The organism is Caulobacter sp. GW822-FHT07D08 (assembly GCF_058798735.1).
On record NZ_JBXAKU010000004.1, the window covers coordinates 338,025 to 352,185 of the forward strand.

Below are 14,161 nucleotides of genomic sequence, written 5' to 3' on the forward strand. Positions count from 1 at the left end.
CCGCTCCAAGGAGGCGTTCCATGATCCGATCCGCCCTTCCCGTTCTCGCCGCCGCCAGCCTGCTGATCGCTGCGCCCGCCCTGGCCCAGACTGGCCCGCTGGGCGCGATCGGTCTCTGGAAGATCGATCTGGCGGCCTCGCGCTTCAACGAGGCCCTGACCGGTCCCGCGCCGCTGAGCGCGGAGGTCGACATCACCAAGGACGACGGCAAGAGCCTGGCCTGGACGCTGATCGAGGAAGACGAGACCGGCCTGGCCGCCATTCAGTTCGCCGACGCGCCGCTGGATGGCACGCCGACCAAGGCCGTGGTCAACACCCAGATCGTGATGATCAGCGTCCGCCGCGACGGGAAGAGCGGCATCACCGCCGTGACCAGCAACAAGAGCGGCCGCAAGCAGTCGATGAAGGTCTGGCTGGTCGACGCCGACACGCTGAAGGTCGAACAGGACGTCGACGGCCAGCCCGGCCCGCCGGACCAGAGCCTGACCTTCAAGCGGGTGCGCTAGCGGCCCAGGGTCTTGGCCAGGTAGTTGGCCAGGGCGTCGACCCGCGCTGGACGCGGGCCGCCGGGCGGCATGACCAGGTGCAGGGCGATCGGGGCGGCGGTCCAGTCGACCAGGATCTCTTCCAGCCGGCCGTCGGCCACGGCCGGGCCGACAATGAAGTCCGGCAGGACGGCCACGCCGACGCCGCCGATCAGCGAAGGAACGAGCACGTCGCCGTTATTGGCGCGGATCACCGACTTGGGGCGCACCGAGGCTTCCTCGCCGCCGCGCTGGAAGCGCCAGGTCTCGGGCGCGGCTTGGTGCCCGTAGGTCAGGCCGCGGTGCTCGGCCAGGCCCGCCGGGTGGCCCGGCCGACCGTGCTTCTCCCAATAGGCCGGCGCGGCGACGACGTGCCGTTTTACGGCCCGCAGGCGGCGGGCGACCAATGAGCTGTCCGGCAGCGACGCCACCCGCAGGGCGAGGTCGAAGCCCATGCCGACCAGGTCGACCGTGGCGTCCGACAGGTGCAGGTCGACCGAGACATCCGGATAGGCCTCGAAGAATCCCGGCAGCGCCGGTCCCAGGGTGGTGATGCCCAGCGACATGGGCACGGCCATCCGTACCGTTCCACGCGGCGCCGAGGACTGGCTGGACGCTTCCTCCTCGGCGGCTTGCGCTTCGGCCAGCACGCGGCTGGCGCGCTCGACCAGGGACTGGCCGGCGTCGGTCAAGGCCAGACGGCGCGAGGTGCGATTGAAGAGGCGCGCGCCCAGGCGTTCCTCCAGGCGGGTCACCGCCTTCGACACCGTGGCCTTGGACATGGCCAGCTCCTCGGCGGCGGCGGCGAACGAGCGCAGCTCCACCACCTTGGCGAACACGGCGATGCCTTCGAGATCGGGCAGCTTGGACATGATGAGAGATTAGTTTTGGAAACAATGAGTTTCAACAGTTTCCATTTCGGATCCTGGAAGATCCCTTATCTTCTCCTCAACAGGACGCGCCGACGCGGCGCACCAGAGGGCCACGGCCCAGAGGGAAAGAAAGGTTAGAGCCATGATCGACCGCAGACCGTTCGACAAGCTTGGCGGCGCCAACCATGGTTGGCTGAACGCCAAGCACCACTTTTCGTTCGCCAGCTACTACGATCCCAGCAACATGAACTGGGGCGCCCTGCGAGTGTGGAACGACGACGAGATCGCCCCGAACACGGGCTTCCCGCCGCACCCGCACAGCGACATGGAAATCATCACCTATGTCCGCGACGGCGCGATCACCCACCAGGACAGCCTGGGCAACAAGGGGCGCACCGAAGCCGGCGACGTCCAGGTGATGAGCGCGGGCACGGGCATCCGTCACTCGGAGTACAATCTCGAGCCGGAAACCACCCGGATCTTCCAGATCTGGATCGAACCCAAGACCTTCGGCGCGGCTCCCTCGTGGGGCGCCAAGCCGTTCCCGAAGGGCGACCGCTCGGGCAAGTTCGTGACCCTGGCTTCGGGCTTTTCGGATGACGCCGACGCCCTGCCGATCCGCACCGACGCCCGCGTTCTGGGCGCGACGCTGAAGGCCGGCGAGAGCACCACCTACGCCCTAGGCAAGGACCGCAGCGGTTATCTGGTCCCGGCTGTCGGCGTGGTGGAGGTCAACGGCGTCAAGCTGAACGCCCGCGACGGCGCCGGCATCAAGGACGAGGACGTGATCACCGTCACCGCTCTCGAAGACGCCGAACTGGTCCTGGTCGACGCCGCCTAAGCGCGACCGCTTCGTTCAAGAGCCGGCGCGAGGAAACTGAAATCCTCGCGCCGACTTTCCTCACCGACACCCCGTTCAAGGAAGCCGCAAATGGCCAAGGTTCTCGTTCTCTACTACTCGTCGTACGGCCACATCGAGACCATGGCCAAGGCCGTGGCCGAAGGCGCCCGTGAGGCTGGCGCGACCGTCGACATCAAGCGCGTGCCGGAAACCGCCCCGCCTGAAGTCGCCAAGAACGCCCACTTCAAGCTCGATCAGGACGCTCCGGTGGCTTCCATCGCCGATCTGGCCGACTACGACGCGATCATCGTCGGCACGGGCACCCGCTTCGGCCGCATGAGTTCGCAGATGGCGGCTTTCCTCGACCAGGCCGGCGGCCTGTGGGCCCGCGGCGCCCTGCACGGCAAGGTCGGCGGCGCGTTCACCTCGACGGCGACGCAGCACGGCGGCCAGGAGACCACCCTGTTCTCGATCATCACCAACCTGCTGCACTTCGGCATGGTGATCGTGGGCATGGACTACGGTCACGCCGGCCAGATGACGCTGGATGAAATCACCGGCGGCAGCCCCTACGGCGCCACCACCATCGCTGGCGGCGACGGTTCGCGTCAGCCCAGCGAAAACGAACTGACCGGCGCTCGCTACCAAGGTCGCAAGATCGCCGAGACCGCTCTGAAACTGCACGGCTGATCCCTTCCCCCAAGGGATCCAGAGCCGCAGCCGCCGTCCGCACCCTCCCCCAAGGCGGACGGCCAACGACCGCCCCGAGGCTTCCCCGCCTCGAGGCGGTTTTCGTTTGTCCTAGAAAACTGTCATCCCGGCCAAGCGCGAAGCGCGCCGAGCCGGGACCTCCGGAAGCTCTGAGTGTTTTGCGGTCCCGAGTCTTCGCTACGCTACGCCCAGGATGACAGGATCATTCAGTGCTTCGGATCAAAATCCGGAGCTTGCGACGTCACATACGCGTCCCACTCGGCCGGCGTATGGAAATCCAGGCCCTTATCCCAGGCCGCGCCCATGTAGTAGACGAACGGCTTGCCCGGCTCGACCTTGATCAGAACGAGGTAGTTGTCGAAGTCCTGGCGCACTTCGACGACCGACTTGGGGTCGACCATCAGGGCGATGGCCATCGAGCCCTTGTCCGAATCCGCCGGCTCCCAGAAGGTCACGCGCCCGGGCGCCAGGTCCTTCTTGAACACGCCCGAGCCGCTTGCGCGCTTGCGCTTGGAGATGCCGATACCGACCACAAGCGGGCCCGGCTTGTCGGAGCTGATGGTCGAGACCATCCGCGTGAAGTTCGTGCCCAACGGCAGAGTGAAGGTCCGCGTCTCCCAGACCTTGCGGTCCACATCGACCGGCCACGGCGCGTAGTCGACGCTGAACTCTGCGACGTCCGGACCATTCTGGATCATCTTCCAACTGGACCAGTTGCGCGAGGTCCACAGCTTGTTGTCCTGCCAGACGCCCAGGCCGCCCGCGCCGCGGCCCGTCCCGACGTCGTAGAAGTCCAGGCCCTCGCCGTGGTTGGCGTGCTGGTCGCCGGTCTTCAGCTGGCGGTCCATATAGGGCCAGCGCTCGCTCTTGCCCCAGGCGTCTATGCCCGAGGTCGACGGCGGCTCGTTCTTCTCCAGCTCGCGACTGTAGATCCGGTGCGCCGTGCGGTCGTTCTCCCAGAGGATGTCGTTGAAACGGTACGGGGCCAACACGACCGCGGCGCGCGGCTTCTGGCCTTCGGCGTCGGGCTTCTCCAGCGGCTTGGCCGGGCCGTGTTCCTGCGCATGAGCCACGCTCAGCGACAGTGTGAGAGCGGCGGCGAGGGCCACGATCGCCAGCATGCTGCTTCCTCCCAGAAGTCGTACTTTCGGTATAGCGCGCGCCGGAAATTGGTCTAGCCAAAATATAGGATTGGATAATCCAACGCCTCAGCCGGCCTTGGCGCGCACCACGGCGACCAGCCAGCCGCCGCCCCAGGGGGTGTTGATCACCGCCTCGTCCAGCACCTCGCCCATCACTTTCAGACGATGCCACAGGCGCAGGGGCTTGAGCGCCAGCCACATGGTTAGGCCCACGGCGCCGCCAGACTTGAGGTTCGGGGCGTAGTGGGCGACGAGGTTCTCCACCTCGCCCAGGTGCTCGAGGCATTCGGAGAACACCACGACGTCGAACGTCTCGTCGGTCGCGAAGGTCCTGCCGTCGCCTAGCAGCATCTTGACCTCGCCGATGGCGATCTCCGGCGCGAGGCGCACCTCGCCGCGCTCGACAGCCGGTCTGGAGAAGTCGACCCCGACATAGCGGGCCGGCCGGTGAGCGCGCAGGGCCTCGTAGAAGACCCCCTCGCCCGCCCCGATCTCCAGCACGCGCGGATTGGGCCAGCGGTCGGCGATCATGGCGGCCAGCAGGCGATGGTGGTGGCGCTGGTCGGAGCGGTTCAGGCGGTCGTAGACGCCACCCTGGTACTCGGCATCCCACTTCTCGACCGGCGCGGCGACGATCGGCTTGCCCCGCTTGCGCATGAAAAGCTCGCCCAGCCACGGTCGGTCCAACGACAGAAGCTCGGTGAAACGACGCCAGCGCAGATAGGCCATTGAATTCCCCCGATGCCTCAGACCCGGATAGGAAAAGGGCCCGACGCTGTCCAGCGCCGGGCCCTTCCCATCAGGCCTGATCGGCGGCTATCGCTTGTTGGCCAGCGCCGCCTGCGCCGCCGCCAGGCGCGCGATCGGCACGCGGTAGGGCGAGCACGACACGTAGTCGAGGCCGACCGTCTCGCAGAAACTGATCGAGGCCGGGTCGCCGCCGTGCTCGCCACAGATGCCCAGCTTGACGTCGGGACGGACCGCGCGGCCGCGCTCGGCGGCGATGCGGATCAGGTCGCCGACGCCTTCCTGGTCGAGGCTGACGAAGGGGTCCTTCTCGAAGATGCCCTTGTCGATATAGGCGCCCAGGAACTTACCGGCGTCGTCGCGGCTGATGCCGAACGTCGTCTGGGTCAGGTCGTTGGTGCCGAAGCTGAAGAACTCGGCGTTGGCGGCCAGATCCCCGGCCCGCAGGGCGGCGCGGGGCAGCTCGATCATGGTGCCGACGGTGTACTTCAGATCGACGCCCTGCTCTTCCAGCACCGCCTTGGCGACACGGTCGGTCAGGTCGCGCAGGTACTTCATCTCCTCGCCCTTGGCGACCAGCGGGTGCATGATCTCGGGAACGGGAGCGGCCTTGCCGGACTTGGCGATCTCGCAGGCGGCCTCGATGATGGCGCGGACCTGCATCTCGTAGATTTCGGGATAGGAGACGCCCAGGCGGCAGCCGCGGTGGCCCAGCATCGGGTTGGTCTCATGCAGTTCCTTGGCGCGGCGCATCAGCTTGGCGGCGTCGAGGCCGGTAGCCTGGGCCACGGCTTCCACGTCCTCCTCGGTGTGCGGCAGGAACTCGTGCAGCGGCGGATCCAGCAGGCGGATCGTGACCGGCAGGCCTTCCATGATCGTGAATAGCTCGACGAAGTCGGCCTTCTGGAACGGCGCGATCTTGGCCAGGGCCGCGCGGCGGCCCTTCTCGTCGTCGGCCAGGATCATCTCGCGCACGGCGGCGATGCGGGTGTCGTCGAAGAACATGTGCTCGGTGCGGCACAGGCCGATACCCTCCGCGCCGAACTGGCGGGCGGTCTTGGCGTCCAGCGGCGTCTCGGCGTTGGCCCGCACCTTCAGGCGACGGACCTGGTCGGCCCAGCCCATCAGAGTCGCGAAGTCGCCGGTCAGCTCGGGCTCGATCATCTTCGGCGAACCGGCCAGGATCTCGCCGGTCGAGCCGTCGATGGTGATCACCTCGCCGGCCTTGAACTCGCGCCCACGGGCCCGGAACAGGCCTTCCTTGGGGAAGATCGAGACGTCGCCGGCGCCAGAGACGCAGGGACGGCCCATGCCGCGCGCCACGACGGCGGCGTGGCTGGTCATGCCGCCCCGGGCCGTGATGATGCCGCGCGCGGCGTGCATGCCGTGGATATCTTCCGGAGAGGTCTCCTCGCGCACCAGGATGACGCTTTCACCGGCCGCGGCGGCCTTTTCGGCGGCGTCGCTGTCGAACACGACCTTGCCGGTCGCCGCGCCGGGCGAGGCCGGCAGACCGGTGGTGATCACGTCGCGATGGGCGGTCGGGTCGATGGTCGGGTGCAGCAGCTGGTCCAGCGAGGCCGGCTCGACGCGGCCGATCGCTTCTTCCTTGCTGATCACGCCCTCGGCGGCCATGTCGACCGCCGTCTTCAGCGCGGCCTTGGCGGTGCGCTTGCCGTTGCGGGTCTGCAGCATGTAGAGCACGCCGCGCTCGACGGTGAACTCGATGTCCTGCATGTCGCGGTAGTGGCGCTCCAGCGTCTCCACCACCGACTTGAACTGGGCGAACACCTCCGGCATCGCCTCTTCCATCGAGGGAGCGACGTCGCCCATCTCCTCGCGGGCGGCCTTGGTCAGGGACTGCGGCGTGCGGATGCCCGCCACCACGTCCTCGCCCTGGGCGTTGATCAGGAACTCGCCATAGAGGCGGTTGTCGCCGTTCGACGGGTTGCGGGTGAAGGCCACGCCCGTCGCCGAGGTGTCGCCCATATTGCCGAACACCATCGACTGGATGTTCACGGCCGTGCCCCAGCTCTCGGGGATGTCGTGCATGCGGCGATAGAACTTGGCGCGGTCGTTCATCCAGCTGGCGAACACGGCGCCGACGGCGCCCCACAGCTGCTCCTGGGCGTCCTGCGGGAAGGGTTTGCCCAGGTGATCCTGAACGGCGGCCTTGTAGTCCTTGATGACCTGGGCCCAGTCGTCGGCGGTCAGGCCGGTGTCGACGTTGATGTCCAGGCGCTCCTTGTGGTCGTCCAGGATCTCCTCGAACATGTGGTGCTCGAGGTTGAGCACGACGTTCGAGTACATCTGGATGAAGCGGCGATAGCTGTCATAGGCGAAGCGGCGGTCGCCCGACAGCTTGGCCAGCCCCTCGACGGTTTCGTCGTTGAGGCCAAGGTTCAGCACCGTGTCCATCATGCCCGGCATCGAGGCCCGCGCGCCCGAGCGCACCGAGACCAGCAACGGGTTGGCGACGTCGCCAAACTTTTTGCCGGTCAGCTCCTCGACCCTGGCCAGGCCGGCGGCGACCTGCTCGGTCAGCTCGGCCGGATACTGTCTGCCGTTGGAATAGTAGTGGACGCAGGCTTCCGTCGTGATGGTGAAGCCCGGCGGCACCGGCAGGCCCAGAGACGACATCTCAGCGAGATTGGCGCCTTTCCCCCCAAGCAGGTTCTTCATCGAGGCGTCGCCGTCCGCGCCGCCCCCGCCGAATGCATAAACCCAACGGGCCTTGGTCAATGTCTCAACCGGCATATGTTCTCACCCTGCGATCAGTGAAGAAGGCCGCGCCCCTCTTTAGGGGGTCGTCTCACCCTGGAACAGCGCTGCTTTGTCGTGATCCCGCAGTGCAATATCCGGGCGTCTCAGTAGCACCTAGCCCAAGAACGCGTCCACTGGCGCTTCGCGTTCCATGGCTCCACAAGAGAATTCGGCAAATAATTCCAATGACAACGTTGTCCGTTCGGACGAGTTGGCGAGGTTTCGAGCAATCGCGCCGCAAATCCGCGACTTGAGCCGAAACCGGACGATCGCGGCGGCTTGTCTTCGCGGCGTGAAATGCTTCCATGGCGTGCATGGAACCGCACATTGTCCGACTCGGCGCGTCCCGAAATGAGGCGGACGCTCTCGCCGACCTCCACACGCGCAGCCGCCAGATCGCCTATCGGGGCCTCTATGGCGACGCCTATCTGGACCATGCGCTGTTCGACGTCTCGCGGGCTGTCTGGCGCGCCCGGTTCGAGACCTTCGATCCGGCGAACGACCTGATCCTGGCGGCCATGGAGGGCGGCGAACCGGTCGGTCTGGCCTACGCCTCGTTCCGACTGAACCCGGCGGTGGGCGCTCTGCTCGACAATCTGCACGTCGCGCCCGAGCGCAAGGGCGTCGGCCTGGGCACGGCTCTGCTGGCCGAGGTGGCGCGGTGGCTGATCGAGGACCACGCCGGCGCGCCGCTGCACCTGGAGGTCTACGCCCCCAACGAAGCCGCGCTCGGGTTCTACATCCGCAAGGGCGGCGAGGAGACGACGCGCTATCGCGAGACCGCCCCCGGCGGCCGGGAGGTCGATGTCGTGCGCTACCGCTGGGCCAAGCCGAGGAATCTGCTGGACTAACGCTCGAGTTCGGTGGCCATGGCCGAGGCCAGGGCGCCCAGCTGATCGGGCGCGACGCGGTCGGTCTTCAGTTTGTAGAGGCCGCGAAGATAGGCCTGGTCCGAGGCCGTCATGCGCTTGGGTCCGCCCGGCTCGGCGAACAGGTTGAGGATCGAGGCCTGGTCGGGCTGGGTGGCGTCGGGGCGAATGTCGGCCAGGGCGACCAGGCTGACATAGTCGGCCAGGGCGGCGATCTCGACGCCATCGACCTTGCGGGCGTCCACCACCACCAGGCTGTAGTGCAGCCGGCTCGCGACCGGTTGGATGATGTGGCTGTCCACGGCGCGCACGTTGAGAACGCCGCTGTTGTCGCCGGACACGACGCCGCCGGGCGCGATGTCGCCGTAGGCCGGGATCTCGCCGGTGTAACTGAGCCAGCGCACGGGATTGGCGTTGGCCTTGAACCGGTCGATGCGGGGTATCGAGACCATGTCGTAGCGGATCTTACCGCGCTGGCGCGCCTGCTGTAGCATGGCCTCCGGCTCACGCGAGAACAGGATCAGCAGGTTGGGATAACACTTCCTGGCCTCGAACCTCAGGCCGACATCGCCCGCCACCTGGCGCAGCCGCGAGCGTACGTAGCCGTTCACATCCTTGGCGGCGCCGGCCACGACCGGACAAAGCTCCGGCCCACGCCGACTGACCCTGCCGTCCGACAGCCGGGTCGCCGCGCGGACATAGTTCATGGTTCGGGCGCGGTTGGCGGCCTTGACCACCAGGGGATCGGAGACCAGCGGCGGAACATCCTGCGTCGACGCCGACATCGGAACCATCGCGGCCAGGACCACGCCGGCAAGCCAGGATCGCATCGCGCATCCCCCTCTAAGACGCGGAAAGGGAAACACAACCTCTGACTGAGGGCAAGCGTATTGCGCAGCTGAAACGTAAGCGGCGGGCGACCGCTTCCGGATCGCCCGCCGCTCGCCCCCGTGGAAGCGGCCGTCGACGGCGCCAACGGCCGCCGCCGGCCTTCCACTGTCCTCTAGAACGGGATTTCGTCGTCCAGGTCGGCCGAGAAGCTCTCGCGCGGGCCACTGGGTTGGCTGCGCTGGCCGCCGCCCGAATAGCCGCCGCCATACTCGTCACCGCCGCCGCCGCCCGACGAGGCGCTGGCGCTGTCGCCGCGACCGCCCAGCATGGTCAGTTCGCCGCGGAACTTCTGCAGCACGATCTCGGTCGAGTACTTTTCGGCGCCAGTGTTGTCGGTCCACTTGCGGGTCTGGATCGCGCCCTCGATGTAGACCGTCGAGCCCTTGCGCAGGTACTGCTCGGCCACCTTCACCAGGTTGTCGTTGAAGATCACGACGCGGTGCCACTCGGTCTTTTCCTTGCGCTCGCCGCTGGTGCGGTCACGCCAGGTCTCGGAGGTGGCGATGCGGAGATTGGCGACGCGGTCGCCCGAACCGAGGCTGCGGATCTCGGGATCGGCCCCGAGGTTGCCCACCAGAATGACCTTGTTGACGCTGCCAGCCATCGCTCGCCCTTGTTCACGCCCGGCGACCCTCGCGCCGGAATCTGAGGCGAGACGTTAACGAGAGCTTACGAAGCGCGCAAGTTTTGTTCTTGCAACGTTCTTGTGGACGGGAAAGACGGCTGTGGACGGACCGCCCCGCTCCCTCCTCCAGGGTTACTGGCGGCGGATCGCGCCCGGCACGGCCAGGCGGCCGTCGCCGGTGCGGACCAGCGACATGAAGCGCGGACCTTCATAGGTCTGGCCGACGTAGATGCCTTCCTTTTCGAGGAAGATGAACGAGCCTTGGTAAGCGCCGACCATGCCCGCGCTGTTGGACTGACCCATGCGCACGAAACGCATGCGCACGCCTTCCAGGGTGGCGGCGCACTCTTCCATCTGCGGCACGTTCCGGGCCACCGGATTATAGCGCAGCGTGCCGTCCTTGTTGGTCGCCACCTGGAAGCAGACGCCCGTCTCGAACGGCGCCTTGGTCTGCTTCTCGCAACCCGCGAGCGCGAGACTGGAAACGGCCAGAACGGCGGCGACGGCGAGGACGGTCTTGCTCATGGACTACACCTATAAACCTATCAGCCGTTCGGGATAGAGCAGTTCGGGCCCTGGTCGAACGCGGTGTGGAAGCTGCGGTTGTCCGACGAGATCTCGACTCGGCCCGGCACCAGGCGCAGCGTTTCCTCGCCCCAGCGGCCGTAGGTGGCGCCGCCTGTCTTCTCGCAGCGGCCGCCGAACAGCTGCTGGGCGCAAGCGTTCAGGGTGATCTCGCCGGGCAGGCGCCGCCATTCGTTGCCGGCGTAGCGCCAGCAGGCGCCGAGCGGTGTGTTGGCCGCAGTATTGGCCGACGAGGCCGGCGTCGTCGCGGGCGTCGTCGGGGTCGCGGCGGGCGCGGAGACGGTCGGGGTCGGCGGCAGCGGGGTCAGGACCGTGCCGGCCTGATCGGCGGCGGCCAGGGCGCCCGTCTCATCGACGCCGACATCCAGGGCGCCGGTGGCCACGCCGTTCTTCTTGGCGCATTCGGCCAGGGTGATCTCGCCGACGAAGGCTCCGCCCACGAAACAGCGCAGCGGACGCGCGGGATCCAGCTTGCTGTCGTCGTCACGTCCCGTCTCGACGATCAGACCGCCCCGCGAGGCCGGCGGAGCCTCGTCCGGTTTCTTGTCGTGACCCGACATCAGGGCCACGGCGATGCCCAGGCCCGCCAGCAGCGCGAGCGCGCCACCGCCAGCGAAGATGAGGGTTCGGCGATCTTTCAGAAAGTCCATGACCCCTGGCTACGACGCGTCGATGACGCTTTCAAGCTCGACGGGCCAGAATATGAGACCTAGCTACCGCCCGTCAGACGGTTGAGGGCCGCCTGGTAGTTGGCCAGCTGGCTGGTCAGATAGGCCGGAACCTTGCCATCGGTCTTGCCCGCGCTTTTCGAGCTGTCGCTCTTGACGCCCATGGCCGTGTCGGCGATCTCGCGATAGGCGCTGCGGACCGACGACATCGCCCGCTGGATGACCATGGAGGCGTTCTTACGCCCGGCGTCCGAGGTCAGGTCCAGTTCGGGCGGCAGGCTGAGACCATAGACCGGACCACTGCCGTCGGCCGAGACGGTCTTGCCGTCGTCGGTCTTGGTGGCGCGCACGACGCCGCCGGTCAGGCCCAGGGCCGTCAGCACATCGGCGCCGCCCTTTCCCGCCACGATCTCGATCGTCGAGGTGCTGGAGGCGGGGCTGATCTTCAGAACACGGCTGTTGCCGCTGGTGGCGGTCTCGACCTTGGCGCGGTAGCCCGAGGCGCGCTTGATCTTGTCCGCCAGGGTCTCGAGCGTGTCCTTGGCCTCGATGGTGATCGTGGCCAGGTTGCCGCGCTCGCGGGTGCGGATCTGGAAGGTGTCGCCGGCCCGAGCCGCGGTCGCCGAGACAATGCGGTCGGACTGGGTGTAGTTCATGGCGCCGGCCGGCAGGCCCAGAGCGTCCAGCGACGAGGCGCCGGTCTTGGCCACCGCCACCGAGGTCGGCGTCGCATAGCCGTCCTTGCCCGTCAGGCGCTGGCTCCAGTCGACATTGCCCGTGCCGACATTGACCTGGGCGACGTAGCCATCCTTGGTCCCGACCGTCCCCTGACCGTCCAGGTTCGCTCCAGCCGAGCCGACCAGCCAGGCCAGGCCGTTCGAGACGTCGAAGCCGGTGACCGTGTCGTCGCCCGTGCCGCCGTAATAGGTCAGCGCATCGCCGCCATTGTTCGAGAGGTCCAGCGACATGCGGCCGACGAAAGCGTCCATGCCGCCCGACGGCGCGGTCGTCGCGCCATTGATCGACATCAGAGTGTTGGCCGTCGAGCCGCCAACATACAGTTGGCCGCCGTCGATCTTCAGCCCCACCAGATCGCCGCCCTTCAGCGATCCCAGGTCGCGCTTGGCGCCGGCCGTGACGGTGGCGGTCTTGGTGTAGGTGACGGGTACGGTCTGATAGGCGCCGTACTGATCCAGCTTTTTGACGTTCTCGGTCACGACATTGGGCGAGACGTCGAAGCTGCGCAACGTCGCCGAACCGTTCTCCTTGGAACCGACGATGACCTGCGAGCCGTTGACGACGATGTCGGAGACGCTGTCGTTCTCGGTCGTGCCGAACTTCTGGGTGAACAGCGCCTGGGGCTTGCCGGCGCTGTCGGTGGCGAAGGCCGTCAGATAGGCGTCATAGCCGCCGCCGGGCTCCGCGCCGACCGCGCCGGGCAGGTCCGACTTGCTGCGGCCGCCGACATAAAGAACGCCGTCCGAGCCGAACGCCAGGGCGGTGGCCTCGTCTTCCTGCAGGCCGCCGCGGCGCACCGTCCACTGCTCGTCGCCCTTGGAGTCGTAGCGGGTGACGAAGCTGTCGCTGGTCTTCCCGGTGTCGCCACTGTTGATCGGACCGTTGACCGCGCCGTTCAGACGGCCGGTGACCGAGCCGGCCACGGCGACGCTGCCGTCGTCGCCGACGGCCAGCGACAGGCCGTTGGCCTCGTCGGTCGCGCCCAGGGTGCGGGCGTACAGCAGCTGGCCGGCGCTGTCGTACTTCAGCAGCGCGACATCGCTATCGCCCTTGATCGGCTGACCGTTCAGGTCGAGCTTGCCGTCCACCGCCGTGTCGACATCGGCCAGCATGTAGACCGAGCCGTCCGCGCCGGTCACCGACTTGCGGACGCTGTTGATCGTGCCCTGCAGGGTCTCGGTGAACACCTTGCCGCCCGGCGCGCCGGCGTTGGCGCCGCCACCGGTCCCAGCCGCGCTGTACTTGGTCAGGGTGTTTTCGTACTTGGCGTCGTCGGTCTTCGAATTCTTGTCCGGATCCGGATCACCGGCCTTTGTCGTGACATAGACCGCCGGCGCGGCCGTCGGGGCGCTGAAGGTCATCTGCTCGGCGATGTCGCCGTTGATCTTCAGGGCGAAGTCGTCGCCGGTGGCCGGAAGGGTCACGGGCTTGCCGCCGACCTGGACCGTCTGGGCCTGGCCCGCCGTGCGCTGCACCGAGAAGCTGGTGTTCAGCCCAGCCGCCTTCATCTTGCCGTTCATGTAGCTGACGACATTGGACATGGTCCGGGGCGTTGAGCCCATCTCGGACAAGTCCATGGTGATGTTGGAGGTGACGCCGAAGCTCTTGACGGCGACGCCGAACGAGACGTCGCCCTTGAAGCGCGGCACCTCGTCGTCGGCTTGGCCGGTATAGAGCTTGTCGGTCGTGTACGTGGTGGTGTTCTTCGGAACGCCGACCGTGGCCTTGTCGCTGGTCATCACCGCGCCGGTAGTCAGGCGCATCTGATCCAGCGACAGCCCTTGGACGTAGCCGGTGATCTCGCCCAGGCCGCGCGTCAGGGCGGTCTGCAGGCGCTTGATCTCGCCGTCGGTCTGCCCCTTCTGCCCGGCCTGGGTGATCAGGGCCGACATGGTGCTGAGCGCCTGGTACGAGGCGAACAGCTTCTTGTAGTCGGGGCTCACGCCCTTGAGGCTAGAGGCGCTGGCGCCCTCGTCCACGAACTTGCGGCCATTCAGGGCCGAGCGGACCTGTTCGCTGGCCACGGGCGCGTTGCCCAGCCAGGGCGCATTCGGCACGACGGCCTTCTTGCCGCCAGGCGCCGTCGTGGTCGACGTTCCAGACGCAGTTGCTCCCGTCACGCCCGCGCGGGCCTGATAGTAGTTGAGCAGGAGGCTGGAATCGAAGCTGATCACGACCTGTTCCA

13 protein-coding genes are annotated in these 14,161 nt (G+C 67.3%); 4 read left to right on the forward strand and 9 right to left on the reverse strand.

Translation table 11 applies throughout. The annotated features are described in order from the left end of the window. Positions 1-20: 20 nt before the first annotated feature. Complete coding sequence (locus AC1RJ9_RS10590; RefSeq protein ID WP_492839276.1) at positions 21-506, forward strand: hypothetical protein; 486 nt, start codon at positions 21-23, stop codon at positions 504-506. Here AC1RJ9_RS10590 and AC1RJ9_RS10595 read toward each other — a convergent pair. Beyond that, on the reverse strand, positions 503-1,396 hold the full coding sequence (locus tag AC1RJ9_RS10595) for a LysR family transcriptional regulator (protein ID WP_492839277.1): 894 nt from the start codon (positions 1,394-1,396) through the stop codon (positions 503-505). The two genes, AC1RJ9_RS10590 and AC1RJ9_RS10595, sit on opposite strands and share 4 nt — an antisense overlap. 142 nt (positions 1,397-1,538) lie before the next feature. On the opposite strand from AC1RJ9_RS10595, the gene AC1RJ9_RS10600 reads away from it, so the two are divergent. Further along, the gene (locus tag AC1RJ9_RS10600; protein WP_492839278.1) at positions 1,539-2,237 is read left to right on the forward strand and encodes a pirin family protein; all 699 of its coding nucleotides are present in this window, start codon (positions 1,539-1,541) and stop codon (positions 2,235-2,237) included. 90 nt (positions 2,238-2,327) lie between these two features. After that, positions 2,328-2,927: an NAD(P)H:quinone oxidoreductase gene (wrbA, locus tag AC1RJ9_RS10605; RefSeq protein WP_492839280.1), complete on the forward strand. Its 600-nt coding sequence runs from the start codon at positions 2,328-2,330 to the stop codon at positions 2,925-2,927. Positions 2,928-3,154: 227 nt separating this feature from the next. On the opposite strand, the gene AC1RJ9_RS10610 is transcribed toward wrbA, so the two are convergent. From AC1RJ9_RS10610 to ppdK, 3 genes are all read right to left on the reverse strand, one after another. Further along, positions 3,155-4,069: a DUF4861 family protein gene (locus AC1RJ9_RS10610; RefSeq protein ID WP_492839281.1), complete on the reverse strand. Its 915-nt coding sequence runs from the start codon at positions 4,067-4,069 to the stop codon at positions 3,155-3,157. 87 nt (positions 4,070-4,156) lie between these two features. Beyond that, positions 4,157-4,819: an SAM-dependent methyltransferase gene (locus AC1RJ9_RS10615; protein ID WP_492839282.1), complete on the reverse strand. Its 663-nt coding sequence runs from the start codon at positions 4,817-4,819 to the stop codon at positions 4,157-4,159. 87 nt (positions 4,820-4,906) lie between these two features. Then, positions 4,907-7,594, reverse strand: a complete 2,688-nt coding sequence (gene ppdK / locus AC1RJ9_RS10620; RefSeq protein ID WP_492839283.1) for a pyruvate, phosphate dikinase — start codon at positions 7,592-7,594, stop codon at positions 4,907-4,909. 311 nt (positions 7,595-7,905) lie between these two features. Between ppdK and AC1RJ9_RS10625 the strand changes: the two genes are divergently transcribed. Continuing rightward, entirely contained in the window at positions 7,906-8,451 is a 546-nt protein-coding gene (locus AC1RJ9_RS10625; RefSeq protein WP_492839285.1) for a GNAT family N-acetyltransferase, read from the forward strand. On the opposite strand, the gene AC1RJ9_RS10630 is transcribed toward AC1RJ9_RS10625, so the two are convergent. The 5 genes from AC1RJ9_RS10630 to AC1RJ9_RS10650 form a co-directional block, all read right to left on the reverse strand. Continuing rightward, a complete protein-coding gene (locus AC1RJ9_RS10630; protein ID WP_492839286.1) occupies positions 8,448-9,299 on the reverse strand; it encodes a hypothetical protein in 852 nt (283 codons plus the stop codon). The two genes, AC1RJ9_RS10625 and AC1RJ9_RS10630, sit on opposite strands and share 4 nt — an antisense overlap. A gap of 173 nt (positions 9,300-9,472) precedes the next feature. Next, complete coding sequence (gene ssb, locus AC1RJ9_RS10635) at positions 9,473-9,964, reverse strand: single-stranded DNA-binding protein (RefSeq protein WP_492839287.1); 492 nt, start codon at positions 9,962-9,964, stop codon at positions 9,473-9,475. A 153-nt stretch (positions 9,965-10,117) separates the two neighbouring features. Continuing rightward, positions 10,118-10,510 (reverse strand): hypothetical protein, encoded by a 393-nt coding sequence (locus tag AC1RJ9_RS10640; protein ID WP_492839288.1) that lies wholly within the window; start codon positions 10,508-10,510, stop codon positions 10,118-10,120. 20 nt (positions 10,511-10,530) lie between these two features. Next, on the reverse strand, positions 10,531-11,220 hold the full coding sequence (locus tag AC1RJ9_RS10645) for a hypothetical protein (protein WP_492839289.1): 690 nt from the start codon (positions 11,218-11,220) through the stop codon (positions 10,531-10,533). Between the two features lie 59 nt (positions 11,221-11,279). After that, positions 11,280-14,150: a hypothetical protein gene (locus AC1RJ9_RS10650; RefSeq protein ID WP_492839290.1), complete on the reverse strand. Its 2,871-nt coding sequence runs from the start codon at positions 14,148-14,150 to the stop codon at positions 11,280-11,282. Positions 14,151-14,161 lie beyond the last annotated feature (11 nt).